Source organism: Pseudomonas morbosilactucae (assembly GCF_023241715.1).
Classification (GTDB): Bacteria; Pseudomonadota; Gammaproteobacteria; order Pseudomonadales; family Pseudomonadaceae; genus Aquipseudomonas; species Aquipseudomonas morbosilactucae.
Window position 1 is genome coordinate 56,416 of record NZ_JALQCW010000028.1, and the last position, 26,230, is coordinate 82,645.

Here is a 26,230-nt window from a genome sequence, read left to right on the forward strand (position 1 = left end):
GCCCCTTCTTGAGAGGAGCCGGCTTGCCGGCGAAAACAGACGCCGCTGTCTTCAGCCCTGGTAGCTGATATGCCCGTCCACCAGGGTGTAGCGCACCACGCCCGGCAGGCTATGGCCGATGAACGGGCAGTTCTCGCCCTTGGACAGCCAGCGCTCACCGGCCACCGTGGAGCTGGCCGGGTCAAACAGCACCAGATCTGCCGGAGCACCTACCGCCAGCTTGCCGGCTGGCAGGCGCAGCGCGTCGGCCGGGCCGGCGCTGAGGCGTGCGAGCAGGGTCGGTAAGTCCAGCAGGCCGTCTTCCACCAGCGTCAGGGCCAGGGGCAGCAGCAGTTCGACGCTGCTGATCCCCGGTTCCGTGGCGCCGAACGGTGCCAGCTTGGCGTCCCGCTCGTGGGGTTGGTGATGGCTGGAGATGGCTTGTACCACCCCGGACTTCACGGCTTCGCGCAGGCCATCGCGGTCGGCGCGCGAGCGCAGCGGCGGTTGCACGTGATACAGGCTGGAGAAGTCGATCAAGGCTTCGTCGGTGAGGATCAGCTGGTACAGCGCCACATCGGCGGTGACCGGCAGGCCGCGAGCCTGGGCCTGGGCGATCAGGGCAACGCCGCGAGCACTGGTCAACTGGCTGAAGTGGGCGCGCACGCCGCTTTGTTCCACCAGCAACAGGTCCCGGGCCAGGGCCACGGTTTCGGCGGTTTCGGGAATGCCCGGCAAGCCGAGGAAGCTGGCGGTGGGGCCTTCATGGGCCAGGCCGCCGTCGGCCAGGTCGCGGTCCTGAGAGTGGAAAATCACTGTCAGGTCGAACGTGGCGGCGTATTCCAGGGCGCGGCACAGGGTGCGGGTGTTGCGGAAACTCTCCAGGCCGTTGCCGAAGGCCACACAACCGGCGTCGCGCAAGGCAATCAGTTCTGCAAGCTGTTCGCCGTCCAGGCCTTTGCTCAGGGCGCCGATCGGGAAGACTTTGCTGTTGCCGGCCTCGCGGGCGCGGTCGAGGATCAGTTCGGCCACGGCCGAGGTGTCCAGCACCGGCTTGGTGCGCGGCGGGCAGCACAGGCTGGTGACGCCACCGGCAGCGGCGGCGTGGGTTTCGCTGGCGATGCTGCCTTTGCGGCTGTAGCCCGGTTCACGCAGGGAGACGCTGAGGTCCACCAGCCCGGGGGCGGCTACCAGGCCTTTGGCATCGATGTGTTCACTTGCACTGAAACCGGCCGGGGCCGCGCCGATGGCGACGATCTTGCCGGCTTCCAGGTGCAGGTCGGTGACTTGATCCAGGCCGCTGCTTGGATCGATGACGCGGGCGCCGAGAATGCTGAGCTTCACTGGGCGTTCTCCTGCTCGAATTGTCGCTGGGCGGTTTGCCCACTCATGGCCATGGACAGCACCGCCATCCGTACCGCAATGCCGTAGGTCACCTGGTTGAGAATCACCGAGTGCGGACCGTCGGCCACCGCCGACTCGATTTCCACGCCGCGGTTGATCGGGCCCGGGTGCATGACGATGGCGTCCGGCTTGGCGCCGGCCAGGCGTGCGGTGGTCAGGCCGAACAGGCGGTAGAACTCGCCTTCACTGGGCAGCAGGCCGCCCTGCATGCGTTCGCGCTGCAGGCGCAGCATGATCACCACGTCGACGTCTTTCAGGCCTTCGGCCATGTCGGTGTAGACCTTTACGCCGTATTGCTCGATGCCGATGGGCAGCAAGGTCTTGGGGGCGATCACACGGATGTCCGGGCAGCCCAGGGTTTTCAGGGCCAGCATGTTCGAGCGCGCCACCCGCGAGTGCAGGATGTCGCCGACGATGGCCACCGAGAGGTTCTCGAAGCTGCCTTTGTGGCGGCGAATGGTCAGCATGTCGAGCATGCCCTGGGTCGGGTGCGCGTGCCGGCCGTCGCCGCCGTTGATGATGGCCACTTGTGGGCACACGTGTTCGGCGATGAAGTGCGCGGCGCCGGAATCGCCGTGGCGCACCACGAACATGTCGGCGGCCATGGCTTCCAGGTTGCGCAGGGTGTCGAGCAGGGTTTCCCCTTTGCTCGCCGACGAGGTGGACACGTTCAGGGTGATCACGTCCGCCGACAGGCGCTGGGCGGCCAGTTCAAAGGTGGTGCGGGTGCGGGTCGAGTTCTCGAAGAACACGTTGCAGATGGTCTTGCCGCGCAGCAGCGGGACCTTCTTCACCGCCCGGCCACCGACTTCGAGGAAGGAGTCGGCGGTGTCGAGGATTTCCGTCAGCAGCTCGCGTTGCAGGCCGTCGAGGGAGAGGAAGTGGCGCAGCTGGCCCTGATCGTTGAGCTGCAGCGGGCGCTTGGCGTCTAGAGGCGTCATCGCAATGGACTCTCAAAAGGGCGAGTTAGAGGGCGAGGTCTTGAAGCTCGAGTTGAAGCGGCGCAGGACCGGACAATTTTACCCGCTCGTGGGCGGCCAGCGACAGGGTCGCCCCCACCACATTGGGGCGGATCGGCAGTTCGCCGGCGTCCAGGTCCAGCAGGCAGACCAGGGTCACGCTGGCCGGTCGGCCGTAGTCGAAGAGCTCGTTCAGGGCCGCGCGGATGGTCCGGCCGCTCATCAGCACGTCGTCGATCAGCACCAGGTGCTGGCCTTCGATCTCGAACGGCAGCTCGGACGGGCGCACTTGCGGGTGCAGGCCGTTCTGGCTGAAGTCATCGCGGTAGAAGGACACATCCAGCGTGCCCAGAGGCGCATTGCTGCCCAAGGCGTCCAGCAACGCCTGGGCGACCCAGACGCCACCGGTGCGAATGCCGATGAAGCGTGGCTCGCTGATATCGCGCTTGGCCAGGTGGGCATTGAGATCAGCGGCCATCTGGCTGATCAGTTCGGCGGGATTGGGCAGGCTCATGGTTGCTCCTTCGTGGGCCCGCGCCGGCTGCGTGGAGCAGGGCGCGGGGCGGGTGTGATGGCCGGGAGGCGCGAAACATCGGTGCGCCACGCCTGTTACGGATTGGGCTGGATCAGTGTTCGAACAGCGCTGAGTTCTCGTCGAGCCAGCCTTGCAGCAACAGGGCGGCGGCGATGGCATCGACCGGGTTGTCGCGGTAACTGCCTTTCTGCCCGCCTCGGGCCAGGCGCTCGCCCTTGGCCTCGAAGGTGGTCAGGCGTTCATCGTGGGTATAGAAGGGCAGGTTGTAGCGGCCGTTCAGGCGCCGGGCGAATTTTTCCGCACGGGCGCACATGTCGCTGGGGGTGCCGTCCATGTTCAGCGGCAGGCCCACCACCACGGCGTCGGGTTTCCATTCCTTGATCAGGGCTTCGACCTGATTCCAGTCGGGAATGCCGTTCTGCGCCTTGAGGGTGCACAGCTCGCGGGCCTGGCCGGTGATGACCTGGCCGACGGCCACGCCGATCTGCTTGGTGCCGTAGTCGAAGCCGAGAATCAGTCGCAGAGCCATCAGGCGTGGCCCGCCTGAGTGGTGAGCAGGCTGAGGTTGACCCCCAGGTGCTTGGCGGCGGCTTCCAGGCGCAATTCGCTGCTGGTGTTGAACAGGATGTCGGCGTCGAACGGGCAGGTCAGCCAGGCGTTGTCCGCCAGTTCAGCCTCCAGTTGCCCGGCTTCCCAGCCGGCGTAGCCCAGGGCGATCAGGCTCTTGCTCGGGCCGATACCGTCGGCAATGGCGAACAGCACGTCCTGGGAGGTGGACAGCGACAACCCTTCAAGCTCCACCGTGGCCTGGTAGGTCGGGCCACTGGGGTGCAGGACAAAGCCCCGGTCGGTCTGCACGGGGCCGCCGCTGAAGATCGGCACATGCTGGCACAGCAGGGGCGGCTCGATATCGGGGCGCAGTTGCTCAAGGATGTCGGCGAGGTTCAGGTCCTGCGGACGATTGATCACCAACCCCATGGCGCCACCGGCGTTGTGCTCGACCAGGTAGGTCAAGGTGTGCGCAAAGTTCGGGTCGGCCATATGGGGCATGGCGATCAGGAAGTGATGCTTGAGGTAGCTGGGGCTGACATTTTTCATGAGCGCTAGTGTGGCGTTGGCGGGCCCGGCTGACAAGCGCAACCACCTGGGTGAAGTGCCGTTGGCCAAGGAGGGCGTGATCGGGATTTGCGCCAACCTGGCGGGCTCCATCGTCGGCAGGCCGGCTCCTATATAGGTGCGATGGCGTCCTGGAGATCAGTTGCTGGACAGCTTGTCGCCCCGGGCGAAGCGCCAGGTGCGGATGATTTCCAGGCGGTCGATGTCCGACAGGTCGCCGGTAAAGGGGGCAAAGGGGGCGGCCAGGCGCACGATGCGCTGGGCGGCCTGGTCCAGCAATGGCTGGCCGGACGACTCCAGCACCAGCACTTCATACAGCGAGCCGTCGCGGTTGATCGAGACCATCAGCCGCAGGTTGCCGTAGATCTGCTTGCGCCGGGCTTCGTCCGGGTAATTGAGGTTGCCGATGCGTTCGACCTTCTTGCGCCACTCGTCTTTGTACCAGGCGCCCTTGTCGCGCATGGTCGAGGCCGCGCTCAGGCGGTGGATGCGCGGGCGCTTGGCGTACAACTGCTGTTCCTGGGCCAGTTCGGCTTCCAGGCTGGCGATGTCGCTGGACAGCTGGGAGCTGTCGAACGTTGGAGTCGGGGGCTTGGCGGGCGCTTGGGTCTTGACCTCTTCACGCTGGGTGACGGTCTTTTTCGGCTTGGGCGCCGTCGTCGCGACCGCGGCCTTGGGTGCGGCCTCCTGGGCTTCGGGCTTCACCGGGGGCGGCGGGGTGACCTTGTTCACCTTGTTTTCCTGGAACGGCGCGACCTCGGTGGTCTTCGGAATGGCCTTTTTGTCCAGGGTGCCGCTGCCTTGCTGGTTTTCTTGGGCCAGGAAGTCAGCCTTCTTCGGCGCCACCTCGCTCTTGAAGGTGGCCAGGGTGATTTCAAGGGTCTTGCTGATCTGCTTGGGTTCGGCGAAGGAGAACCCCAGGCCGAGGATCAGCGCCAAGTGAACGAGCGCAGCGAGGAACAGGGTAAACCCCAGGCGATCGGCCGCGCGCACGCCGCTATGGGCAAGCTCGGGTGGCAGATCGGACGGGAGGCTCATCAGCGGTTCGACATCACAGGAAGCATCACAAAACCAACATCGCGGGTTTCACAGGCGGCGCATGATAACGCAATGTTGGTTTCAAGCTGTGTGCTTCAAGCAACAAGCGACAAGCTGTGCATGATCCACATCAAGCTCGTGGCTTGCGGTTGGCGGCTTGCAGCTTCTTCTCGATGGCATCCATCAGCAGCCCGCCAATGTTGGTGCCGAAGGCATTGTCGATTTCGCGGATGCAGGTCGGGCTGGTGACGTTAATTTCCGTCAGGTGCTCGCCGATCACGTCGAGGCCGACGAACAGCAGGCCCTTCTCCCGCAGAGTCGGGCCGACTTGGGCGGCGATCCAACGGTCCTTGTCGCTCAGCGGGCGGGCTTCACCGCGACCGCCGGCGGCCAGGTTGCCACGGGTTTCACCAGCTGCCGGGATGCGCGCCAGGCAATAGTCCACAGGCTCGCCGTCGATCATCAGGATGCGCTTGTCGCCGTCCTTGATCGCCGGCAGGTAGGCCTGGCCCATGATCTGCTGGGTGCCCAGGGCGGTCAGGGTTTCCAGGATCACCGAGAGGTTCGGGTCGCCGGCGCGGTGACGGAAAATCGAGGTGCCGCCCATGCCGTCCAGGGGCTTGAGAATCACATCGCCATGCTCGGCGGCGAAATCACGCAGCACGTCGGCGCGGCGGCTGACCACGGTGGGCGGGGTGCACTGGGGGAACAAGGTGGCGAACAGCTTTTCATTGCAGTCGCGCAGGCTCTGGGGCTTGTTGACCACCAGTACGCCGTCACGCTCGGCCTGTTCCAGCAGGTAGGTGGAGTAGACGAATTCCATGTCGAACGGCGGATCCTTGCGCATCAGGATCACGTCCAGGTCGCTCAGGGGACTGTCGATCTCGGCGTCCAGTTCGAACCATTTTTCCGGGTTGGCGAAGACTTGCAGTGGGCGCATCTTGCCCGGGCCACACCGGCGCCCTGGTACAGGTCACGCTGCTCCATATAGAACAGGGTCCAGCCGCGAGCCTGGGCGGCCAGCAGCATGGCCAGCGAGCTGTCCTTTTTATAGGAGATGCTGGCGATAGGGTCCATGACAATCCCGACGCGAACGCTCATGGGTTGTTTCCTCGAAAATTTAGTGGGGCGCAAGGCTTGAAAAGTGGCGTCAGAGTGGCGCCCGTGCGGTTCCCGGTCAAGGAAAAACCACCGCCTTGGTCGGCCGATAGATTGCATGGGGAGAGTGTGCTAAAAAGGCTCGCATGCCGTGCTCAGGCCTTGAACAACAAGGGTTTGGGGTCAGGCAACAAGGCACCGGCACCAATATCGATTCGCTGTGGCGATGGTAGAGCAGAATATGGAACAGCATTCCAGCGCCTTGAAGGTCATGGTGATCGATGATTCGAAGACGATTCGCCGCACCGCAGAAACCCTGTTGAAGAACGTGGGCTGTGAAGTCATCACCGCGGTGGACGGTTTCGAGGCCCTAGCGAAGATCGCCGACCACCGTCCCGGGATTATTTTCGTCGACATCATGATGCCCCGGCTCGATGGTTATCAGACCTGCGCCCTGATCAAGAACAACAGCGCGTTCAAGGCCACGCCGGTGATCATGCTGTCCTCCAAGGACGGCCTGTTCGACAAGGCCAAGGGGCGTATCGTGGGTTCTGATCAATTTTTGACCAAGCCCTTTAGCAAGGAAGAACTGCTGAGCGCGATCAAGGCCCACGTTCCGGACTTCGTCGCGCTTTCGCCACAGTAGACACGCACATCGGCGACCGGCCAGCGGGCCGCGCGCTTATTCGTATGGGGAAGACCATGGCTCGTATTCTGATCGTCGATGACTCGCCGACTGAAATGTACAAACTCACCGGCATGCTGGAAAAGCACGGTCATGAAGTGCTCAAGGCCGAGAACGGTGCCGATGGCGTGGCCCTGGCCCGCCAGGAAAAGCCCGACGCTGTCTTGATGGACATCGTCATGCCCGGCCTCAACGGTTTCCAGGCGACTCGCCAACTGACCAAGGACGCCGAAACCAGCCACATCCCGGTGATCATCATCACCACCAAGGACCAGGAAACCGACAAGGTCTGGGGCACCCGCCAGGGCGCCAAGGACTACCTGACCAAACCGGTGGATGAAGAGACCCTGATCAAGACCCTGAACAGCGTCCTGGCCGGCTGATCGCCCACGCCATGTCCGAGTCGCAAACCGCCTTCGAGCTGCTGCTCGAGATCGATCAGCGCTGCCGCCTGCTGGCGGCCGACCTGCCGTCCCAGGAAACCCACCAGCACAGTTGGAGTGGTATCGGCTTTCGCCTGGGCGAGCACTGGTATGTGGCGCCGATGGGCGAGGTCAGCGAGGTCCTGCATGAACCGCGCTACACCCTGTTGCCGGGGGTGAAGCCCTGGGTCAAGGGCGTGGCCAACCTGCGGGGGCGGCTGCTGCCACTGATGGACCTGTGCGGTTTCTTCGGCCATGAGCTGTCGCCCCTGCGCAAGCAGCGTCGGGTGCTGGTGGTGGAGTACAAGGAGCTGTTCGCCGGCTTGATGGTGGATGAAGTGGCGGGGTTGCAGCACTTTGCCCAGGACAGCCTGGAACAGCACGACGTCGACGCTGCGCAGCGGCAGATCGCGCCTTACCTGCGGGGGCACTTCAGTCGCGATCAGGTGTGGCAGGTCTTCAGTCCCTTTGCCTTGGCCCAATCGCCGGGATTCCTGGACGTGGCGATTTGATCTTGGCGCCGATTCCTCTCGGTTGACCTCAATTGTTGTGACGCAGTGGCGGAACCAGGCGGGGGCCTGACAGATGATAAAAGCTAAAAACGGCAAGGCAGTGGAAGGGTCGCAGAGCCGCTCGCAGATCATTGTGCTGTTCATCGCCCTGATCGTGTTCATCATGCTGCTGTTCGCCAACTTCGCCTACCTCAATACCCAGTCCACCTACGACAAGCAGTACATCGGTCACGCCGGCGAGTTGCGCGTGCTGTCCCAGCGCATCGCCAAGAACGCCACCGAGGCCGCCGCCGGTAAGGCTGCGGCCTTCAAGTTGCTGGGGGATGCGCGCAACGATTTCGCCCAGCGCTGGGGCTATTTGAAGAAGGGCGACCCGTCCACCGGCCTGCCCGGCGCGCCCCCCGCCGTGCGCCAGGAAATGCACGCGGTGCAGTTGGACTGGGAAAAGCTGCTGAAAAACACCGACGCCATCCTGGCCAGTGAACAGACCGTGCTGTCCCTGCATCAGGTGGCCGCGACCCTGGCCGAAACCGTGCCGCAGTTGCAGGTGGAGTACGAAAAGGTCGTGGAAATCCTGCTGCAGCGCGGCGCTCCGGCGGCCCAGGTGGCCATGGCTCAGCGCCAGTCTCTGCTGGCGGAGCGGATTCTCGGCGCGGTGAACACCGTGCTTGCCGGGGACGAAAACGCGGTCCAGGCCGCCGACACCTTTGGCCGTGACGCGGCGCGTTTCGGCCAGGTGCTGACCGGCATGCTGCAAGGCAACCCGGTCTTGAAGATCAGCCAGGTCGAAGACCGCGATGCCCGGGCGCGCCTGACCGAGATCGCCGAACTGTTCGAGTTTGTCTCCGGCTCGGTGGATGAAATCCTTGAAACCTCCCCCGAGCTGTTCCAGGTTCGGGAGTCGGCGAGCAACATCTTCAGCCTGTCGCAAACCCTGCTCGATGAGGCATCGCACCTGGCCACCGGTTTCGAGAACCTGGCCGGCGGGCGCAGCCTGGACACCATCGGCGGCTACGTCCTGGGCTTGCTGGCCCTGGCCTCGATCATCCTCATCGGCCTGGTGATGGTGCGTGAAACCAACCGCCAGCTACGGGAAACCGCGCAAAAGAACGAGCGCAACCAGAACGCGATCATGCGCCTGCTGGATGAAATCGAAGACTTGGCCGACGGCGACCTCACGGTGACCGCCTCGGTGACCGAAGACTTCACCGGCACCATCGCCGACTCGATCAATTATTCCGTGGACCAACTGCGGGACCTGGTGGCCACCATCAACCTCACGGCCGGTCAGGTCGCCGGCGCCGTGCAGGAAACCCAGGCCACCGCCATGCAATTGGCCGAAGCCTCGGAACACCAGGCCCAGCAGATTTCTGAAGCCTCCACCGCGATCAACGACATGGCCCAGTCCATCGACCAGGTCTCGGCCAATGCGGCCGAGTCGTCGGCGGTGGCCGAGCGCTCGGTGGAAATCGCCAACAAGGGCAACGAAGTGGTGCACAACACCATCCATGGTATGGACAACATTCGCGAACAGATCCAGGACACCGCCAAGCGCATCAAGCGCCTGGGCGAGTCGTCCCAGGAAATCGGCGATATCGTCAGCCTGATCGACGACATTGCCGACCAGACCAACATCCTCGCCCTCAACGCGGCGATCCAGGCGTCCATGGCCGGTGATGCCGGGCGCGGGTTTGCCGTGGTTGCCGATGAGGTGCAGCGCCTGGCGGAGCGTTCGTCGGCGGCTACCCGGCAGATCGAGACCCTGGTGCGGGCGATCCAGACCGACACCAACGAAGCGGTGATTTCCATGGAGCAGACCACCACCGAAGTGGTGCGCGGCGCGCGCCTGGCCCAGGATGCCGGGGTGGCCCTGGAAGAAATCGAAGGGGTGTCCAAGACGCTGGCGGCGCTGATCCAGAGCATTTCCAACGCCGCACAGAAACAGACGTCCTCGGCGGGGCAGATTTCCCTGACCATGAACGTGATTCAGCAAATCACCTCGCAGACGTCCTCCGGCTCCACCGCGACCGCCGAAAGCATCGGCAACCTGGCGAAAATGGCCAGCCAGCTGCGGCGCTCGGTGTCCGGGTTTACCCTGCCGGCCACCCAGGAGGCGGCCCCCAGTGACAACCGCTAACGCAGGCAGCAGATGACGGGAGTGGTTATGGCTGATCGGCACGACTACGTGGCCCTGGAATGGGTCAAAGGCGAAATTGCCGAAACCCTGAAGCAGGCCCACCAGGCCCTTGAGCATCTGGCTGAAGACCCGCAGGCCGTCGATGCCATTGGCTTGTGCATCGAAGGCATCCATCAGGTTCACGGCAGCCTGCAAATGGTCGAGTTCTACGGCGCGGCGTTGCTCGCCGAGGAAATGGAACAGTTGGCCCTGGCCCTGCAACAGCAGCGGGTGGCCCAGCGTGATGAAGCCATACGCCTGTTGCAGCAAGCCACCAGCCAATTGCCCCAGTACCTGGACCGGGTGCAGAGCGCCCGGCGTGACCTGCCCCTGGTGGTGTTGCCGCTGCTCAACGACCTGCGCAGTGCCCGGGGTGAAAGCCTGCTCTCGGAAACCAGCCTGTTCAGCCCGCAATTGCCCCATTGGCCGCCACTCAGCGACAAGGCCCTGGCCGCCCTGGAACTCCCGGAGTGGCCGACCCTGCTGCGCAAGCTGCGGCACATGCTGCAAACCGCGATGGTGGGGCTGTTGCGCGAGCAGGATGATGAAAACAGCCTGGTCTACATGGGCCGGGTGTTCGAACGCCTTGAAGCCATGTCTGCCGACGCGCCCCTGAGCCCCTTGTGGCAGATCGCTTCGGCCTTGGTGGACGGCATGCACCGCGATGCCATCGCCAACAGCCCGGCGGTGCGCAGCCTGCTCAAGGACGTGGACAAGGAACTCAAGCGCCTGCAGGAGCAGGGCATCGCCGGGCTCAACCAGCCCGCCCCCGATGAGTTGCTCAAGAGCCTGCTGTTCTATATCGCCAAGGCTCGCCAGCCCACTGCGCAGATGTTGACCATGAAAGAACGTTACGGGCTCGACGATGCCTTGCCCGACAGTGCAACGGTGGATGAAGAGCGTGCCCGCATGGCCGGGCCCGATCGGGATGCCATGCGTTCGGTGCTGGCCGCGCTGTGCGAGGGCCTGGTGCGGGTCAAGGAACGCCTGGACCTGTTTGTGCGCAGTGATCGCCAGCACGCCGCCGACCTCGATGGCCTGCTGCCGCCCCTGCGGCAAATCGCTGACACCTTGGCGGTGCTGGGTTTCGGGCAGCCGCGCAAAGTCATCATTGACCAGTTGGCGGTGGTCCAGAGCCTGGCCCAGGGCCAGCGCGAACCCAATGACGCAGTGCTGATGGACGTCGCCGGCGCCTTGCTTTATGTCGAGGCGACCCTGGCCGGCATGGTCGGCACCGTCGAGCCGGAAAGCCGCGAAGAGAGTCGCCTGCCCACCACCGACCTGACCCAGATCCACCAGTTGGTGATCAAGGAAGCGCGCATCTGCCTGCAACAGGCCAAGGACCTGATCGTCGAATACCTGGAAGCCGACCTGGAGCGCGAACACCTGCAACCCCTGCCCGAGTTGCTGACTCAGGTCCGCGGCGCGCTGGCGATGATTCCCCTGAGCCGCGCGGCCAGCCTGCTGGAAGCCTGCAACCAGTTCATCAGTGAACACCTGTTGCTGGAGTCGACGCGGCCCGATCAGCGGCAGCTCGACAGCCTGGCGGACGTGATCGTCAGCCTGGAGTACTACCTGGAACGCCTGAGCCAGGACCATGAGGCGCCGGGGGAGAAGATCCTTGATGTGGCCGAACATGGCCTGGCGGAGCTGGGTTACGTGCCCGATGCCCAAGTGCCCCTACTGGACGATGTGCTCAGCCCCAGCGAGGCCCTGGTGATGCAGGACCTGCAGGAACTGGACGACCCGGACGTGGCCCAGTCCCTGGCCGAGGTGCTGGCCAGCCCGCTGTCGGCCCTCAACCCGCCGGCCCTGAACACCCCGGGCAGCCTGCTGCCGCCGCCTTCGGGCGAAGAACCGGTGGACGACGAACTGCGCGAGGTGTTTCTCGAAGAGACCGAGGAGGTCTTGCAGGTGCTGCGCGAGCAGTTGCCGCGCTGGGCCGCTGCGCCCGCAGACAAAGCCATCCTCAGCGAATTGCGTCGCGCCTTCCATACCCTCAAGGGCAGCGGCCGCATGGTGCGCGCCCTGGTACTCGGGGAGTTGGCCTGGGCTGTGGAAAACCTGCTCAACCGCCTGCTGGAGCGCAGCGTGGCGGCGTGCCCCGAGGTGCGCCAGTTGCTGGACGACACCGTGCAATTGCTGCCGGAACTGATCGCCGAGTTTGCCGCCCAGGCCCAGCGCCAGCGCGACGATGTGGACCTGCTGGCTGCCCGCGCCCATGCCCTGGCCAAGGCCGACACCGTGTCGCTCCCGGTCACCGACTCGACGGTCCTGGACCCGCAGTTGCTGGAGATCTTCCGCAACGAGGCGGAAACCCACCTGGACAGCATCAACCGTTTTCTCGACCAGGCCGCCGAACACGTGCCGTTGCAGGCCAGCGACGAGCTGCAGCGCGCCCTGCATACCCTCAAGGGCAGCGCTTCGATGGCCGGGGTCTTGCCGATGGCCGAGCTGGTCTCGCCCCTCGACCAGCTGGCCCGTGAGTATCGCGCCCACCTGATCCCCCTGGACCTGGATGAAGTGGAGTTGCTGCTGGAGGCTGAAGGTCTGTTACGTCGGGGCTTGCGTCAGTTGGCGCGGGACCCGCTGGCGCCGATCGGCGGGGCCGAGTCCTTGATCCAGCGCACCCAGGCGTTGCTCGATGAGCGCCTGCAAAGCCTGCTGGATGGCAGCGATAGCGGGCGCCGGGCCAAGCGTGATCCGCAGTTGATCAACAACTTCCTGGCCCAGGGCATGGACATCCTGCTGGACGCCGAAAACCTCTTGCAGCGCTGGCAGCAGCACCCTGGCGAGCGTCAGGAACTCAGTGCCTTGCTGGACGAACTGACCACCCTCGGCGAAGGCGCGCACCTGGCGGACCTGCACCCGGTGGATGAGCTGTGCGAAGCCTTGCTCGACCTGTACGGCGCGGTGGAGGAAAGCAGCCTGGCGGTCAGCGAGCGCTTCTTCCATGAAGCCCAGGCGGCCCACGAAGCCTTGATCAACATGCTCGACGAGCTGGCGGCGGGCCAGGAAGTCAGCCCACGGCCGGCGCGGATTCGTGCCCTGCACGATCTGCTCGAAGAGGGCCTTGACCCGGCCGCCACCGGGCTGATTCGCAGTGATGGCAGCCGCACCCTGAGCATCAGCGAGCTGGGCGCGGCCACCGCCGAACTGCAGCAAGAGCCGACCCAGGAGCGGGACGAGGAAATCGTCGAGATCTTCCTCGAAGAAGCGGTGGATATCCTGGAAAGCGCCGGCCAGGCCCTGCAGCGCTGGCTCGCAGACCCGGACAACGCGGCACCCCTGTCGTCCCTGCAACGCGACCTGCACACCCTCAAGGGCGGTGCGCGCATGGCCGATGTCGGCCCGGTCAGCGACCTGGCCCAGGAACTGGAAACCCTCTACGAAGGCTTGGTGGACCGGCGCTACAGCCACAGCCCGGCCCTGGCCCAACTACTGCACAGCAGCCATGCCGAGCTGGGGTTGTTGCTGGAGCAACTGCAGCGCCAGCAGCCCCTGAGCGACCCCGCCGAGTTGATCGACGCCATTCGCCGCCTGCGCCAGCAAGCAGCCAGCGCTCCGGAGTTGGTGGAGTCTTCGGCCGCTGAGTCGGACGCCGGCCACGACCCGGAGTTGCTGGAAATCTTCCTCGAAGAAGGTTTCGACATCATCGACAGTTCCGCCGCGGCCCTGGCCCGCTGGCAGGCCGACCCTCAAGGGCGCCAGGAAGTGGAAACCCTGCTGCGCGACTTGCACACCCTCAAGGGCGGGGCGCGCATGGTGGAAATCGCCCCCATCGGCGATCTGGCCCATGAGCTGGAGTTTCTCTTCGAAGACCTTTCTGCCGGGGTGTTGGTGGCCGGTCCGGCCTTGTTCGGCCTATTACAGAAAAGCCACGACCGCCTGGCGCAGATGCTCGATGCCGCCCGTCTCGGCGAGCCGATCCAGCCAGCGCAGAAACTGATCGAAGCGATTCGCGGCTTCACCCATCCCTTGGCCCCGGTCCCTGTGTTGCCGGTGCCCGTGCCGGTGGACAAGCCCGCCGCGCGTGTCGAAGCGCCCGCGCCGGAAGCGGTGGTGGCCGGGGACATGGTCAAGGTTTCCGCCGAGCTGCTGGATGACTTGGTCAACCTGGCTGGGGAAACCTCGATCTTCCGTGGTCGTATCGAGCAACAGGTCAACGATGCCCGGGTGGCCCTGAGTGAGATGGAAACCACCATCGAGCGCATGCGCGACCAACTGCGGCGCCTGGACACTGAAACCCAGGGGCGCATTCTCAGTCGCCAGCAGGTGGAGGCCGAGCGCCTGGGCTATGAAGAGTTCGACCCCCTGGAAATGGACCGTCATTCCCAGTTGCAACAGCTGTCCCGGGCGTTGTTCGAGTCCGCCTCGGACCTGCTGGACCTCAAGGAAACCCTGGACCGGCGCAACCACGACGCCGAGAACCTGTTGCAGCAACAGGGGCGGATCAACACCGAATTGCAGGAAGGCCTGATGCGCACGCGCATGGTGCCGTTCGAGCGCATGTTGCCGCGGCTCAAGCGCATCGTGCGGCAGGTCGCCGAGGAGCTGGGCAAGGAAGTGGAGTTCGTGGTCGGCAATGCCGAAGGCGAGATGGACCGCAACGTCCTGGAGCGTATGGTCGCGCCCCTGGAGCACATGCTGCGCAACGCCGTCGACCACGGCCTGGAAGCCGCTGACGTGCGACTCGCCGCCGGCAAGCCGGCCCAGGGCCGCATCACCCTGGACCTGGCCCACGAAGGCGGTGACATCGTCTTCGACATGCGCGACGACGGTGCCGGTGTGCCTTTGGAAGCGGTGCGCGCCAAGGCCATCAAGCGTGGCCTGCTGGACCCGGCGGCCGATGTCAGTGACCGCGACGTGCTGCAATTCATCATGCAGCCGGGGTTTTCCACCGCCGAGAAGATCACCCAGATTTCCGGGCGCGGGGTGGGCATGGACGTGGTCCATGAAGAAGTGCGCCAGTTGGGCGGCTCCATGAGCATCGACTCCAGCCCGGGGGAAGGCGTGCATTTCCGTATTCGCTTGCCGTTCAGTGTGTCGGTCAACCGGGCGTTGATGGTGCAGTGCGGCGACGAGCAATACGCGATCCCGCTGAACACCATCGAAGGCATTGTCCGGGTGTTGCCGGCCGAGCTGGACAACTACTACCAACAGGACCCGCCGCGCTACGAATACGCCGGGCAACGTTACGAACTCTGCTACCTCGGCGAGCTGTTGCACACCGTCGGTCGACCCAAGCTGCTGGGGCAGTTCATGCCGCTGCCGGTGCTGCTGGTGCATTACAACGAGCACCTGATCGCCGTGCAGGTGGATGCCATGGCCGGCACCCGGGAAATTGTGGTCAAGGGCCTGGGGCCGCAGTTCGCCGCGGTCCAGGGTCTGTCCGGGGCGACCATCCTCGGCGATGGCCGGGTGGTGCTGATCCTCGACCTGCTGGCGCATATCCGCATGATGCAGACTCGCGTCCTGCCCTCGCGCCCATTGGCCGGCGATGAGCCAGTGGCCGAGGTCGAGCCGCAGCGGCCGCTGTTGGTGCTGGTGGTCGACGACTCGGTCACGGTGCGCAAGGTCACCAGCCGTTTGCTGGAGCGCCACGGCATGAATGTGCTGACCGCCAAGGACGGTGTGGATGCCATGTTGTTGCTGGAGGAGCACCTGCCGGACCTGATGCTGCTGGACATCGAGATGCCGCGTATGGATGGTTTCGAGGTGGCGATCCAGGTGCGCAACGACCCGCGCCTGCAGCACCTGCCGATCATTATGATCACCTCGCGCACCGGCCAGAAGCACCGCGACCGGGCCATGGCCATCGGCGTCAACGACTACCTCGGCAAGCCCTACCAAGAGTCGGTGCTGCTGGAAAGCATTGCCCAGTGGAGCAAACCCCATGCTTGACCATCGCTCCAGCAGCCTCACCGGCCTGCTGCTGCCCCTGGCCGATCGCACGCTGATCCTGCCCAACGTCGCGGTGGCCGAGTTGATCGACTATCAGGCCGGCGCCTTCGACCTGGATTCGCCGCCCTGGTACCTGGGGCGGGTGCGCTGGCGTGACCGGCAGATTCCATTGCTCAGCTTCGAGTCGGCCTGCGGTGCCAAGACGGTGATCGGCGAGCGGGCACGGATCGTCGTGCTCAATGCCCTGGGCGGCCGGGCAGATCTGAAGTTCATGGCCTTGCTGGTGCAGGGCATTCCACGATCGCACAAGCTCGACAGCCAATTGAGCTACGTCGATGTGCCCTTGTGTCGGCTGGAAAAGGCCGCAGTGCAAGTGGCCGAACAAGTGGCCAAGGTCCCGGACTTGTTGGGACTGGAAGCCTTGTTGCTGGAGTCGGGGCTGGTGCTCTAGCCCCGCCGGCGCCTCAGGCGTTGCGCAACCTGTCGCGCACTTCCATCAATACAAAGCCCAACAGGTTTAGGCCGCGCCAGCGCTCGGGCTGGGTGGCTTTTTTATCATCGGCCGCCAGGCCAATGCCCCATACCCGGTCCACAGGGCTGGCCTCTACCAGCACCTTGTCCCCCGTGGCCAACAGGTAGTCGGCCAGGGCCGGGTGCTGGCTGAACTTGGCCAGATTGCCCTGCACCACGATCTCGAAACGCGCCGCGTTCCAGCGTGCGTCATCGAACCCGCGTACCTCGCGCCCCAGCTGTTTGACGTCGGCGGGGGTGACGGCCTTGAGGATGCGGGCATGGGTGGGCTGGTCGTCGAACAGCAGGGCCTTGCCGGCCATCATGAAGTGCTCGGCGCTGGGGTAATCGATACCGTCGAGGGTGAAACCGGCGGCGTACCACTGGCTGAAGCAGCTTTGGGTGACGCGACCGTCACGGGGTGCCTGGTGAGCCCAGAACATCAGGTACTCGGCTTTCAAGCCTTGCTGCAGTTGTTGCAGCAACTGCTCGACCGAGCGGATAGGCGGGAAGGGGGGCTGTTTCATAAAACACTCGTCATCTCAGGGCTGGCCTTCATTGGCCGGGTCGTCCAGGGACGTGCCTGCCGTGGGTTCGCAGAGTACTCCAACATCCGTGGCGCTGGCAGCGGGTGGCGGCTGGCACGGAAAGCATTTTTCAACCATTACCCTGAGCGTAACAATCCGCCACTGGGCTTGATTGATGCTCCGGGTTTTGCCTCCTAAGGTGGCTTCCACGACAGCGAACCCGTGGAGTGAGCATGACAACAACAATATCCCCCGACTCGCGCTGGACGCGGCGGCGCAGCGAAAAGCAGCGGCGCCTCGAGCAAGTGCGAGCCCTCGCCGACGGTGTAGTGCTGCCCACCGACAAGATCGTCGCGGCGCTGGAAGCGTTGATTCTGCCCGGCGACCGTGTGGTGCTGGAGGGTAACAACCAGAAGCAGGCGGACTTTCTTTCCCGCTCCCTGGCCAAGGCTGACCCGGCCAAGCTCCACGATCTGCACATGATCATGCCCAGCGTCGGACGTTCCGAGCACCTGGACCTGTTTGAGCGCGGCATTGCCCGCAAGCTCGACTTCTCCTTTGCCGGCACCCAGAGCCTGCGCATCAGCCAGTTGCTGGAAGACGGCCTGCTGGAAATCGGTGCTATCCACACCTACATCGAACTCTATGCGCGGCTGGTGGTGGACCTGATTCCCAACGTAGTGCTGTCCGCCGGTTTCATGGCCGACCGTGCCGGCAATATCTACACCGGCCCGAGCACCGAGGACACCCCGGCGCTGATCGAGCCGGCGGCCTTCAGCGACGGCATCGTCATCGTCCAGGTCAACCAGTTGGTGGATGACGTCACGGATTTGCCCCGGGTCGACATCCCTGCGTCCTGGGTGGATTTCGTGGTGGTGGCCGACAAACCGTTCTACATCGAGCCGCTGTTCACCCGTGATCCGCGCCACATCAAACCGGTGCACGTGCTGATGGCGATGATGGCGATTCGTGGCATCTACGAGAAACACAATGTCCAGTCGTTGAACCACGGCATCGGTTTCAACACCGCCGCCATCGAGCTGATCCTGCCGACCTACGGCGAGTCCCTGGGCCTCAAGGGCAAAATCTGCCGCAACTGGACCCTCAACCCGCACCCGACCCTGATCCCGGCCATCGAAAGCGGCTGGGTGGAGAGCGTGCACTGCTTCGGCACCGAGCTGGGCATGGAGAACTACATCGCCGCGCGCCCGGATGTGTTCTTTACCGGCCGCGACGGTTCGCTGCGTTCCAACCGGATGTTCTGCCAACTGGCCGGGCAATACGCGGTGGACCTGTTTATCGGCGCCACCTTGCAGGTCGATGGCGATGGCCATTCCTCCACCGTGACCCGTGGGCGCCTGGCCGGTTTCGGCGGTGCGCCGAACATGGGCCACGACCCCCGTGGCCGGCGCCACGGCACCCCGGCCTGGCTGGACATGCGCGTCGACCAGAGCGATGCGCCCCAGGCCATGCTCGAACGGGGCAAAAAGCTGGTGGTGCAGATGGTCGAAACCTTCCAGGAAGGCGGCAAGCCGACCTTTGTCGAAACCCTCGACGCAGTGGAAGTGGCGCGCAAGAGCGGCATGCCCCTGGCGCCGATCATGATCTACGGCGACGACGTCACCCACCTGCTGACCGAAGAAGGCATCGCCTACCTGTACAAGGCCCGCTCCCTGGAGGAACGCCAGGCGATGATCGCCGCCGTGGCCGGGGTGACCGCCATCGGCTTGCGCCACAACCCCAAAGACACCGCGCGCATGCGCCGTGAAGGGCTGATCGCCTTGCCCGAAGACCTCGGCATCCGTCGTACCGACGCCAGCCGCGAGCTGTTGGCAGCGAAAAGCGTCGCCGATCTGGTGGAGTGGTCGGGTGGCCTGTACAACCCGCCCGCCAAATTCAGGAGTTGGTAATGCACGCATTCAACCTGCACACCCAACCCCTGAGCCTGGCCGAGCGCCTGGCGGACCTGGCGGTGGACGCGCTGATCGACGAGGCGGACCTGTCGCCCAAGCCAGCCCTGGTGGACCGTCGCGGCAATGGCGCCCACAGCGACCTGCACCTGGGCTTGATGCATGCGTCGGCCTTGTCCCTGTGGCCGGCGTTCAAGGAAATGGCCGAAGCCGCCATTGCGTTCGGCGAAGTCGGCTTGCCACTGCGCGAAGCCGTGGGCCGCATTGGCCGCGACGGCGAGCAAGCCATGCTCAACACCACATCCGGGGTGAATACCCATCGCGGCGCGATCTGGGCCCTGGGCCTGTTGGTGGCCGCCGCCGCCCTGGAGCCGCAATCCACCGCGGCTGGCAGCGTGGCGTTGCGGGCCGCGCGGCTGGCACTGCTGAACGATCGATTTGCCCCACAACCCCTGAGCCACGGGGCCCAGGTGGCCCTGCGCTACGGTGCTCGTGGTGCTCGGGAAGAGGCCCAATTGGGCTTTCCCGCGGTGCTGCAGCGCGGCTTGCCCCAGCTCAAGCAAAGCCGCCGCCAGGGACACGGCGAGCAGAACGCCCGCCTGGACGCCCTGCTGGCGATCATGACCCGGCTGGCCGACACCTGCGTGCTGTACCGCGCCGGCGAGGGCGGCCTGCTGGCCATGCAACAAGGTGCCAGCGCGGTGCTGGAAGCCGGTGGCAGCGCCAGCCTCGCCGGGCGCCGCCGTCTGCATGAGCTGGACCAACAGTTATTGAGCTTGAAGGCCTCGCCCGGTGGGGCGGCGGACTTGCTCGCGGCCTGCCTGCTGCTCGACCGGATCGAGCACGGCGACGCCACTCTCCAGGGAGCGATGTGATGGAAACCCTATCTTTTGAATTCCCCGCCGGTCAGCCAGGACGCGGTCGCGCCCTGGTCGGTTGTGTCGGTTCCGGTGACCTGGAAGTGCTGCTGGAGCCGGGCCAGCCCGGCAAGCTGACGATCCAGGTGCAAACCTCGGTCAACGGCAGTGCCTCCCGTTGGCAGCACCTGTTCGAGCGCATGTTCGATGGGCAGACGCCACCGGCGCTGTTGATTGATATCCACGATTTTGGCGCCACCCCCGGTGTGGTCCGCCTGCGCCTGGAACAAGGCTTCGAGGAGATCGGCCATGACTGACAGCGCCCGTTTGTTGCACAAGCACAGTTTTGTCGAACTCGGCGCCCGGCAGCGGGCCAAGGCCTTGCTGGACGCCGGTAGCTTTCGTGAATTGCTCGACCCTTTCCAGCGGGTCATGTCGCCGTGGCTGGAGCGCCAGGGCGTGGTGCCCCAGGCCGATGACGGGGTGGTGATCGCCAAGGGCAGCATCGGCGGATTGCCGGTGGTGATTGCTGCCATCGAAGGCGCGTTCCAGGGCGGCAGCCTGGGTGAAGTAGGCGGTGCGAAGATCGCTGGAGCCCTGGAACTGGCCGCCGAGGACAACCGCAAGGGCATTGCTACCCGCGCCGTGCTGCTGCTGGAAACCGGTGGCGTGCGCCTGCAGGAAGCCAACCTGGGCCTGGCGGCGATTGCCGATATCCATGCGGCGATTGTCGACCTGCGCCAGTACCAGCCGGTGATCGGCGTGGTGGCCGGCAGCGTTGGCTGTTTTGGCGGCATGTCGATTGCCGCCGGCCTGTGCAGTTATCTGCTGGTGACCCAGGAAGCCCGGCTGGGCCTCAACGGCCCGCAGGTGATCGAACAGGAGGCCGGCCTTGAAGAGTACGACTCCCGGGATCGGCCGTTTATCTGGAGCCTGACGGGCGGCGAACAGCGTTTTGCCAGCGGCCTGGTGGACCGCTATGTGGCCGACGATGTGGCGCAGATCCAAGCGCAGGTCAGCGAGTTGCTGGCCCTGGGCTTGCCCAGCGCACAACGCAGCCGTCAGGCCGAACTCTTCCTGCAGCGCCTGGCCCGCCTGGACACCACGCCGCAAATCGACCCGGCGACGGTGCGTGACCTGTATCAAGGAGACCGCTCATGAGTGCCTATTCCCTGCGAGGGCAGAACTGGTTTCAAGCGTTGAGCGCAGGCGCGACGCCGGTGTCCGGCTTGCCCGCTTCGTTGAACGTCGCCGATGGCCTGCTGGACGGGCAGCCGGCGCGCTTTATCGCCGTGGTGGCCGACCCGGATAACCGCTTTGTCCGTGCTCGCAACGGTGAGGTGGGCTTGCTTGAAGGTTGGGGCCTGGCCAAGGCGGTGGATGAGGCGATCGAGGCCGACCGTGAACGCCCCAATAAACGGGCCTTAATCGCCATCGTCGATGTGCCGAGCCAGGCCTATGGCCGGCGCGAGGAAGCCCTGGGTATTCACCAGGCGCTGGCGGCAGCGGCGGACAGCTACGCCCGGGCTCGCCTGGCGGGGCACCCGGTCATCGGCTTGCTGGTGGGCAAGGCCATGTCCGGTGCCTTTCTGGCCCACGGCTACCAGGCCAACCGCCTGATCGCCCTGCGCGACCCGGGGGTGATGGTGCATGCCATGGGCAAGGTATCGGCGGCGCGAGTGACCTTGCGCAGTGTCGAAGAACTGGAAGCCCTGGCCGCCAGCGTGCCGCCCATGGCCTATGACATCGACAGCTACGCCAGCCTGGGCCTGCTCTGGGAAACCCTGTCGGTCAGCCAGATCGAGCAGCCCACGGCGGATGATCTGACTCGGGTGAACCAGTGCCTGGCGTACGCGGTGGCGGACGTCCAGGCCCGCAGTGCGGACTTGAGCAGCCGCCTGGGCGCCAGCAACCGCCAGGCTTCCAGCCGGGTGCGCCAGCTGTTGCGCGAGCAGTGGTGAACGCTATGACGACCTGGCTGCCCCATGACCTGTTGTGGGGGATGACCCCGGAACAGCTGCCAGCCGAGGCCCCGGCCTGGGCCCGCGAAGTATTGGCCGCCGGGCAACCGGTGGTGGTGCGTCGGGCGTTGGCCGAGGCCGGGCAGATTGCCGTTGGCGTGCGTGGCCCATCCCGTGAACAGCGTTACGGAACCTGGATGGCTGCGGCGGCGGTGACCCGAGGTGTGCGGCCAGAGGCGCTGTGCCTGTCCCAGGGCCAGTACGACTGGCCAGCATTGCGCGCCTTGTCGCAGTTGCGGGACGCCCTGGCCGCGTGTGGCTGGGTCTGGGGCGTCAGTGGCAGTGCCGGCTTTGAACTGGCCTCGGGCATCGCAGCGTTGCACCAGGGCAGTGATCTGGACCTGATTTTGCGCACGCCGCAGGCCTTGTCCCGGGAGCAGGCGCAGCCACTGCTGGCACTTCTCGACACGGCGCCTTGCCCGGTGGACATGCAATTGCAAACCCCCGCCGGGGCGGTGGCCCTGCGCGACTGGGCGTCCGGCACCGGGCGGGTGCTACTCAAAAGCGCCAGTGGTGCGTACTTGGTGAATGACCCGTGGCACGTCCTGGAGCACGTGGCGTGAGTAGCGTGCTGGTGTTTCCGGGCCAGGGTGCGCAGCAGCCGGGGATGCTTCATTGCCTGCCACACAACCCGCTGGTCCAGGCTTGCCTGCAACAGGCCAGCGAGGTGCTGGGGGAAGAGGCCCTGGCCCTGGATTCCGCTCAGGCCCTGGCGAGCACTCGGGCCGTGCAGTTGTGCCTGTTGATCGCCGGGGTGGCCAGTGCCCGCACCTTGTTGCAGGCGGATGTGACGGCAGATTACGTGGCGGGCTTGTCCATCGGCGCCTACCCGGCGGCGGTGGTGGCCGGGGCCTTGAGCTTCAGTGATGCGCTGCGCCTGGTCAGCCTGCGTGGCGAGTTGATGCAGCAGGCTTATCCACAGGGTTACGGCATGACGGCTTTGATCGGCCTGGAACTGGCCACGGTGGAAGGCTTGCTGGCCCAAGTCCATAGCCCGCAACGCCCGGTTTACCTGGCCAATATCAACGCCGACAACCAGGTGGTGATTGCCGGCAGCGATGCCGCCATGGCTGCGGTGGCTGAGTTGGCCCGGGGGTGTGGCGTGGGTGTGGCCAAACGCTTGGCCGTCAGCGTGCCGTCCCATTGCCCGCTGCTCGAACAACCGGCCCAGGCTCTGGCGGCAGCGTTTGCCGACGTGGCCTTGCAGGTTCCCCGGCTGGGTTACTTGAGCGGCAGCCGAGCGCGGCCGCTGCGCACGGCGGAGCAACTGCGGGACGACCTGGCTTTCAACATGTGCCGCGTTGTGGATTGGCGCGGCACCGTGCAAAGCGCCTATGAGCGCGGTGTGCGGTTGCACATTGAACTGCCGCCCGGGGCAGCGTTGACCGGGCTGGCGCGCCGGGTGTTCGAGCAAGGCACCGTGATGGCAGTCGACGGAGCTCGCCTGGACACCTTGCAAGCGCTGCTGCGTGAGGAGGGAACCCGCGACCGATAGAGCAACGACTCAAGCTGACGAAGCACAAAAACAACAACTTCGACGATGCACTTTGAGGATGACAACAATGATTATTTACGGTGTGGCGCTGCTGGCGATCTGTACCCTGGCAGGGGTGATCATGGGAGACATGCTGGGCGTTTTACTGGGCGTGAAGTCCAATGTGGGCGGAGTGGGCATTGCCATGATCCTGCTGATTTTCGCGCGTTTGTGGATGCACAAGCGAGGCGGCATGAGCAAGGAATGTGAGCTGGGTGTCGGCTTCTGGGGTGCCATGTACATCCCGGTGGTGGTGGCCATGGCCGCTCAGCAAAACGTCGTGACTGCGCTGCACGGCGGTCCGGTAGCCGTGTTGGCAGCAGTGGGATCGGTGGTGATCTGCGGTGGCACCATTGCCTTGATCAGCCGAACCAACAAGGGTGAACCGTTGCCCGATGAACCCGCCGAGATAGCGCCGGGTGCAGCTGCGGCAGGGGGGCGCTGATATGTGGGATCTCATTGAGAAGGGCCTGGAACACAACGGTCTGGTCACCGCCTTCGCGTTTGTCGGGGTGATCATGTGGATCTCGGTGGTGCTGTCCAAGCGCCTGACGTTTGGCCGGGTGCACGGTTCAGCGATTGCCATCGTCATCGGTCTGGTGCTGGCCTGGGTGGGCGGCACCGTGACTGGCGGGCAGAAGGGGCTTGCTGACCTGGCGCTGTTTTCCGGGATCGGCCTGATGGGCGGCGCCATGTTGCGAGACTTCGCAATTGTCGCCACTGCCTTCGAGGTGCAAGCCACCGAAGCGCGCAAGGCCGGGATGATCGGTGCCATCGCGCTGCTGCTGGGTACGGTGCTGCCATTTATTGTCGGCGCGAGCATGGCCTGGGTCTTCGGTTACCGCGATGCGGTGAGCATGACCACCATTGGTGCCGGTGCGGTGACCTACATCGTTGGCCCGGTGACGGGCGCGGCGATTGGCGCGACCTCCGATGTTATGGCGCTGTCGATTGCCACCGGCTTGATCAAGGCGATCCTGGTGATGGTCGGCACGCCGATGGCGGCGCGCTGGATGGGCCTGGACAACCCGCGTTCGGCCATGGTCTTCGGCGGCCTGGCCGGCACAGTCAGCGGTGTCACCGCAGGCTTGGCGGCAACCGACCGGCGCCTGGTGCCTTACGGTGCCCTGACCGCCACCTTCCACACCGGCCTGGGCTGCCTGCTGGGCCCATCGCTGCTGTTCTTCATCGTACGCGGCCTGGTGGGCTGACCCACGGCCCTTGTTAGGAGCCGGCTTGCCGGCGAATGGCTCTCGCGAGATAAGCCGGCAAGGCGTCAGGAGGCGCCTTGCCGGTTGGCGTACATCCGGCATTCCGCCAGGAGCGCCAACAGGTTGGGGTCTCGTTCCTTGGCCTTGAGAAACACCACGCCAATCTGCTGCTGCAGGCGATAGCGGGCCTGCAGTGGAATCAACTTCACCCGGTTCTCGTAGACCGCGGCAATCCTCCCCGGCAGCAAGGCATAACCGACCCCGGAGCTGACCATGCTCAGCAGGGTGAAGATGTCGTTGACCTGCATCGCCACCTTGGGCTCGAAGCCCGCCTGCTTGAATACGCGGATCCCGTCCTGGTGGGTGGCAAACCCCTGGGTCAGCGTTATGAAGGTGGCGTCGCGCACATCGCTCAAGTCCACTTCCGCCTGTTGGGCGAAGGGCGAGTCGGCCGGTGTGGCGAGGAAGATGTCATCGGAAAACAGCGGGATCTGTTCGCAGTCCGGGTCGCTGAAACTGTCATCCAGGGACACCAGAATGGCGTCCACCTCCATGTTCTTGAGCTTGTACAACAGGTCGATATTGGAGCCCAGGATCAGGTCGATATTCAGCTCGCTGCGCCGCAGCTTGAGGCCCATGATCAGCTGTGGGACGGTTTTCACCGTCAGTGAATACAGGGAACCGAGCTTGAAACGCTCGGCTGAAAACCCGGCAGCTTCGCGGGTCAGGCGCACGCTTTCGACCACGTCGGCAATCAGCTTCTGCGCCCGCTCTTCCAGGACAAAGGCGCTTTCCAACGGCGTCAGGTTGCGACCCTCGTGTTTGAAAAGTGGGCAGCGCAGGGCACTTTCCAGGGAATGGATGGCCCTATGCACGCTGACATTGCTGGTCTGTAATTCCGCCGCGGCACGGGCCAGGTTGCCGGTACGCATGAACGCCAGGAATACTTCGAGCTTTTTCAGGGTCAACTCTTCGTCGATCAGCATGGTGGCCACTCTTGTTCTAAGAGTCTGATTGTGCCCGACGAGTCAGGGCTTGGCCGCAGGTTTTTTGTTCCGTGGGCGCGCTGCAACGATTGCGCTTTGGCGCTGCAGGCCCGAGCCTTGCGCCTGTAACTTTTCATGAGTGAGCGACAGATGTATTACGGGGAACGATTCAACGCCTGGACCCACTTGGTGGGGGCAATTGCGGCGTTTGTCGGGGGCGTCTGGATGCTGGTCTTGGCCAGCCTGGACGGCAGCCCCTGGAAGATCGTCAGCGTGGCGATCTATGCCTTCACCTTGCTGGTGCTGTACAGCGCGTCCACGGTCTACCACAGCGTGCGCGGGCGCAGAAAAGAGATCATGCAAAAGGTCGATCACTTTTCGATATACCTGCTGATTGCCGGCAGCTACACGCCGTTCTGCCTGGTGACCTTGCGCGGTCCCTGGGGCTGGACCCTGTTCGGGATTGTCTGGGGGTTGGCGCTGATCGGCATCCTCCAGGAGATCAAGCCGCGCTCCGAGGCGCGGATCCTTTCCATCGTGATCTACGCGGTCATGGGCTGGATCGTGCTGGTGGCGGTCAAGCCGCTGCTGGCGGCCCTGGGGTCGACGGGGTTTGCCTGGCTGGCCTCGGGCGGGGTGTTCTATACCGTGGGCATCATCTTCTTTGCCCTCGACAGCCGCCTGCGCCACGCCCACGGCATCTGGCACCTGTTCGTGATCGCCGGCAGCCTGCTGCACTTCGTGGCGATCCTGTTCTACGTCCTGTAGGGGCCGGTTTTGAGCCGTGCGCCGGGCGGGTGGACGCCATCGCTGGCAAGCCAGCTCCTACGAGGCGACGCTTTTTTT

The 26,230-nt window shown here is 64.8% G+C and carries 24 protein-coding genes and 1 pseudogene; 16 read left to right on the forward strand and 9 right to left on the reverse strand.

Annotated elements, in window-relative coordinates:
- Window positions 1–51 precede the first annotated feature (51 nt).
- The 7 genes and pseudogenes from M1B34_RS12820 to gshB all read right to left on the reverse strand — a co-directional run bounded on the left by M1B34_RS12820 (window position 52) and on the right by gshB (window position 6,249).
- On the reverse strand, window positions 52–1,323 hold the full coding sequence (locus M1B34_RS12820) for a dihydroorotase (RefSeq protein WP_268265327.1): 1,272 nt from the start codon (window positions 1,321–1,323) through the stop codon (window positions 52–54).
- On the reverse strand, window positions 1,320–2,324 hold the full coding sequence (locus M1B34_RS12825; RefSeq protein ID WP_123327623.1) for an aspartate carbamoyltransferase catalytic subunit: 1,005 nt from the start codon (window positions 2,322–2,324) through the stop codon (window positions 1,320–1,322). Before M1B34_RS12825 ends, M1B34_RS12820 begins: the two co-directional genes overlap by 4 nt.
- A gap of 25 nt (window positions 2,325–2,349) precedes the next feature.
- Entirely contained in the window at window positions 2,350–2,856 is a 507-nt protein-coding gene (gene pyrR, locus M1B34_RS12830) for a bifunctional pyr operon transcriptional regulator/uracil phosphoribosyltransferase PyrR (RefSeq protein ID WP_123327622.1), read from the reverse strand.
- Between the two features lie 112 nt (window positions 2,857–2,968).
- Window positions 2,969–3,406 carry a Holliday junction resolvase RuvX gene (ruvX, locus tag M1B34_RS12835; RefSeq protein ID WP_123327621.1) on the reverse strand — a complete coding sequence of 146 codons (438 nt, stop codon included), beginning with the start codon at window positions 3,404–3,406 and terminating at the stop codon, window positions 2,969–2,971.
- Window positions 3,406–3,975, reverse strand: coding sequence for a YqgE/AlgH family protein (locus M1B34_RS12840; protein ID WP_268265328.1), 570 nt, complete (start codon window positions 3,973–3,975; stop codon window positions 3,406–3,408). Before M1B34_RS12840 ends, ruvX begins: the two co-directional genes overlap by 1 nt.
- A gap of 156 nt (window positions 3,976–4,131) precedes the next feature.
- Window positions 4,132–5,031: an energy transducer TonB gene (locus M1B34_RS12845; protein ID WP_123327619.1), complete on the reverse strand. Its 900-nt coding sequence runs from the start codon at window positions 5,029–5,031 to the stop codon at window positions 4,132–4,134.
- A gap of 130 nt (window positions 5,032–5,161) precedes the next feature.
- Window positions 5,162–6,249: pseudogene (gene gshB / locus M1B34_RS12850) on the reverse strand (glutathione synthase).
- Between the two features lie 121 nt (window positions 6,250–6,370).
- Between gshB and pilG the strand changes: the two are divergent.
- The 6 genes from pilG to M1B34_RS12880 all read left to right on the forward strand — a co-directional run bounded on the left by pilG (window position 6,371) and on the right by M1B34_RS12880 (window position 16,279).
- A complete protein-coding gene (gene pilG, locus M1B34_RS12855) occupies window positions 6,371–6,775 on the forward strand; it encodes a twitching motility response regulator PilG (protein WP_123327617.1) in 405 nt (134 codons plus the stop codon).
- Window positions 6,776–6,831: 56 nt separating this feature from the next.
- Entirely contained in the window at window positions 6,832–7,197 is a 366-nt protein-coding gene (gene pilH, locus M1B34_RS12860; protein ID WP_123327616.1) for a twitching motility response regulator PilH, read from the forward strand.
- Between the two features lie 11 nt (window positions 7,198–7,208).
- A complete protein-coding gene (locus M1B34_RS12865; RefSeq protein ID WP_123327615.1) occupies window positions 7,209–7,748 on the forward strand; it encodes a chemotaxis protein CheW in 540 nt (179 codons plus the stop codon).
- 73 nt (window positions 7,749–7,821) lie between these two features.
- Window positions 7,822–9,885 (forward strand): methyl-accepting chemotaxis protein, encoded by a 2,064-nt coding sequence (locus tag M1B34_RS12870; RefSeq protein ID WP_123327614.1) that lies wholly within the window; start codon window positions 7,822–7,824, stop codon window positions 9,883–9,885.
- A 27-nt stretch (window positions 9,886–9,912) separates the two neighbouring features.
- A complete protein-coding gene (locus tag M1B34_RS12875; RefSeq protein ID WP_268265329.1) occupies window positions 9,913–15,828 on the forward strand; it encodes an Hpt domain-containing protein in 5,916 nt (1,971 codons plus the stop codon).
- Window positions 15,821–16,279 (forward strand): chemotaxis protein CheW, encoded by a 459-nt coding sequence (locus M1B34_RS12880; RefSeq protein ID WP_123327612.1) that lies wholly within the window; start codon window positions 15,821–15,823, stop codon window positions 16,277–16,279. Before M1B34_RS12875 ends, M1B34_RS12880 begins: the two co-directional genes overlap by 8 nt.
- Before the next feature lie 13 nt (window positions 16,280–16,292).
- Here M1B34_RS12880 and M1B34_RS12885 read toward each other — a convergent pair whose 3' ends face one another.
- Complete coding sequence (locus M1B34_RS12885) at window positions 16,293–16,865, reverse strand: NADAR family protein (protein ID WP_268265330.1); 573 nt, start codon at window positions 16,863–16,865, stop codon at window positions 16,293–16,295.
- Between the two features lie 233 nt (window positions 16,866–17,098).
- On the opposite strand from M1B34_RS12885, the gene mdcA reads away from it, so the two are divergent.
- The 9 genes from mdcA to madM all read left to right on the forward strand — a co-directional run bounded on the left by mdcA (window position 17,099) and on the right by madM (window position 24,398).
- A complete protein-coding gene (mdcA, locus tag M1B34_RS12890; protein ID WP_123327610.1) occupies window positions 17,099–18,775 on the forward strand; it encodes a malonate decarboxylase subunit alpha in 1,677 nt (558 codons plus the stop codon).
- Window positions 18,775–19,650, forward strand: coding sequence for a triphosphoribosyl-dephospho-CoA synthase (locus tag M1B34_RS12895; protein WP_268265331.1), 876 nt, complete (start codon window positions 18,775–18,777; stop codon window positions 19,648–19,650). The genes mdcA and M1B34_RS12895 overlap by 1 nt, the downstream gene beginning before the upstream one ends.
- Window positions 19,650–19,949: a malonate decarboxylase subunit delta gene (locus M1B34_RS12900; RefSeq protein WP_047289704.1), complete on the forward strand. Its 300-nt coding sequence runs from the start codon at window positions 19,650–19,652 to the stop codon at window positions 19,947–19,949. Before M1B34_RS12895 ends, M1B34_RS12900 begins: the two co-directional genes overlap by 1 nt.
- A complete protein-coding gene (locus M1B34_RS12905) occupies window positions 19,942–20,793 on the forward strand; it encodes a biotin-independent malonate decarboxylase subunit beta (RefSeq protein WP_123327608.1) in 852 nt (283 codons plus the stop codon). The genes M1B34_RS12900 and M1B34_RS12905 overlap by 8 nt, the downstream gene beginning before the upstream one ends.
- Window positions 20,790–21,593: a biotin-independent malonate decarboxylase subunit gamma gene (mdcE, locus tag M1B34_RS12910; protein ID WP_268262736.1), complete on the forward strand. Its 804-nt coding sequence runs from the start codon at window positions 20,790–20,792 to the stop codon at window positions 21,591–21,593. Before M1B34_RS12905 ends, mdcE begins: the two co-directional genes overlap by 4 nt.
- Window positions 21,590–22,216: a malonate decarboxylase holo-ACP synthase gene (locus M1B34_RS12915; protein WP_425273512.1), complete on the forward strand. Its 627-nt coding sequence runs from the start codon at window positions 21,590–21,592 to the stop codon at window positions 22,214–22,216. Before mdcE ends, M1B34_RS12915 begins: the two co-directional genes overlap by 4 nt.
- Window positions 22,213–23,148, forward strand: coding sequence for a malonate decarboxylase subunit epsilon (mdcH, locus tag M1B34_RS12920; RefSeq protein WP_268265333.1), 936 nt, complete (start codon window positions 22,213–22,215; stop codon window positions 23,146–23,148). Before M1B34_RS12915 ends, mdcH begins: the two co-directional genes overlap by 4 nt.
- Window positions 23,149–23,215: 67 nt before the next feature.
- On the forward strand, window positions 23,216–23,632 hold the full coding sequence (madL, locus tag M1B34_RS12925) for a malonate transporter subunit MadL (RefSeq protein ID WP_123327604.1): 417 nt from the start codon (window positions 23,216–23,218) through the stop codon (window positions 23,630–23,632).
- 1 nt (window position 23,633) lies between these two features.
- Window positions 23,634–24,398 (forward strand): malonate transporter subunit MadM, encoded by a 765-nt coding sequence (gene madM / locus M1B34_RS12930; RefSeq protein ID WP_123327603.1) that lies wholly within the window; start codon window positions 23,634–23,636, stop codon window positions 24,396–24,398.
- Window positions 24,399–24,463: 65 nt separating this feature from the next.
- Here the strand turns inward: madM and M1B34_RS12935 are convergent, their stop codons facing one another.
- On the reverse strand, window positions 24,464–25,384 hold the full coding sequence (locus M1B34_RS12935; RefSeq protein WP_123327602.1) for a LysR family transcriptional regulator: 921 nt from the start codon (window positions 25,382–25,384) through the stop codon (window positions 24,464–24,466).
- A gap of 150 nt (window positions 25,385–25,534) precedes the next feature.
- On the opposite strand from M1B34_RS12935, the gene trhA reads away from it, so the two are divergent.
- Window positions 25,535–26,152 (forward strand): PAQR family membrane homeostasis protein TrhA, encoded by a 618-nt coding sequence (gene trhA / locus M1B34_RS12940; RefSeq protein ID WP_268265334.1) that lies wholly within the window; start codon window positions 25,535–25,537, stop codon window positions 26,150–26,152.
- The last annotated feature ends 78 nt before the right edge of the window (window positions 26,153–26,230 follow it).

What these genes read in the sequence shown, in the direction of transcription:
- pilH (WP_123327616.1), top strand. Translation starts at nt 6,832, where the DNA reads ATGGCTCGTATTCTGATCGTCGATGACTCGCCGACTGAAATGTACAAA.
- M1B34_RS12895 (WP_268265331.1), top strand. Translation starts at nt 18,775, where the DNA reads ATGCACGCATTCAACCTGCACACCCAACCCCTGAGCCTGGCCGAGCGC.
- madL (WP_123327604.1), top strand. Translation starts at nt 23,216, where the DNA reads ATGATTATTTACGGTGTGGCGCTGCTGGCGATCTGTACCCTGGCAGGG.
- madM (WP_123327603.1), top strand. Translation starts at nt 23,634, where the DNA reads ATGTGGGATCTCATTGAGAAGGGCCTGGAACACAACGGTCTGGTCACC.
- M1B34_RS12885 (WP_268265330.1), bottom strand. Translation starts at nt 16,865, where the DNA reads ATGAAACAGCCCCCCTTCCCGCCTATCCGCTCGGTCGAGCAGTTGCTG.
- M1B34_RS12840 (WP_268265328.1), bottom strand. Translation starts at nt 3,975, where the DNA reads ATGAAAAATGTCAGCCCCAGCTACCTCAAGCATCACTTCCTGATCGCC.
- M1B34_RS12845 (WP_123327619.1), bottom strand. Translation starts at nt 5,031, where the DNA reads ATGAGCCTCCCGTCCGATCTGCCACCCGAGCTTGCCCATAGCGGCGTG.
- mdcE (WP_268262736.1), top strand. Translation starts at nt 20,790, where the DNA reads ATGAGTGCCTATTCCCTGCGAGGGCAGAACTGGTTTCAAGCGTTGAGC.
- pilG (WP_123327617.1), top strand. Translation starts at nt 6,371, where the DNA reads ATGGAACAGCATTCCAGCGCCTTGAAGGTCATGGTGATCGATGATTCG.
- M1B34_RS12935 (WP_123327602.1), bottom strand. Translation starts at nt 25,384, where the DNA reads ATGCTGATCGACGAAGAGTTGACCCTGAAAAAGCTCGAAGTATTCCTG.
- pyrR (WP_123327622.1), bottom strand. Translation starts at nt 2,856, where the DNA reads ATGAGCCTGCCCAATCCCGCCGAACTGATCAGCCAGATGGCCGCTGAT.
- ruvX (WP_123327621.1), bottom strand. Translation starts at nt 3,406, where the DNA reads ATGGCTCTGCGACTGATTCTCGGCTTCGACTACGGCACCAAGCAGATC.
- trhA (WP_268265334.1), top strand. Translation starts at nt 25,535, where the DNA reads ATGTATTACGGGGAACGATTCAACGCCTGGACCCACTTGGTGGGGGCA.
- M1B34_RS12900 (WP_047289704.1), top strand. Translation starts at nt 19,650, where the DNA reads ATGGAAACCCTATCTTTTGAATTCCCCGCCGGTCAGCCAGGACGCGGT.
- mdcA (WP_123327610.1), top strand. Translation starts at nt 17,099, where the DNA reads ATGACAACAACAATATCCCCCGACTCGCGCTGGACGCGGCGGCGCAGC.
- M1B34_RS12905 (WP_123327608.1), top strand. Translation starts at nt 19,942, where the DNA reads ATGACTGACAGCGCCCGTTTGTTGCACAAGCACAGTTTTGTCGAACTC.
- M1B34_RS12865 (WP_123327615.1), top strand. Translation starts at nt 7,209, where the DNA reads ATGTCCGAGTCGCAAACCGCCTTCGAGCTGCTGCTCGAGATCGATCAG.
- M1B34_RS12825 (WP_123327623.1), bottom strand. Translation starts at nt 2,324, where the DNA reads ATGACGCCTCTAGACGCCAAGCGCCCGCTGCAGCTCAACGATCAGGGC.
- M1B34_RS12880 (WP_123327612.1), top strand. Translation starts at nt 15,821, where the DNA reads ATGCTTGACCATCGCTCCAGCAGCCTCACCGGCCTGCTGCTGCCCCTG.
- M1B34_RS12875 (WP_268265329.1), top strand. Translation starts at nt 9,913, where the DNA reads ATGGCTGATCGGCACGACTACGTGGCCCTGGAATGGGTCAAAGGCGAA.
- M1B34_RS12870 (WP_123327614.1), top strand. Translation starts at nt 7,822, where the DNA reads ATGATAAAAGCTAAAAACGGCAAGGCAGTGGAAGGGTCGCAGAGCCGC.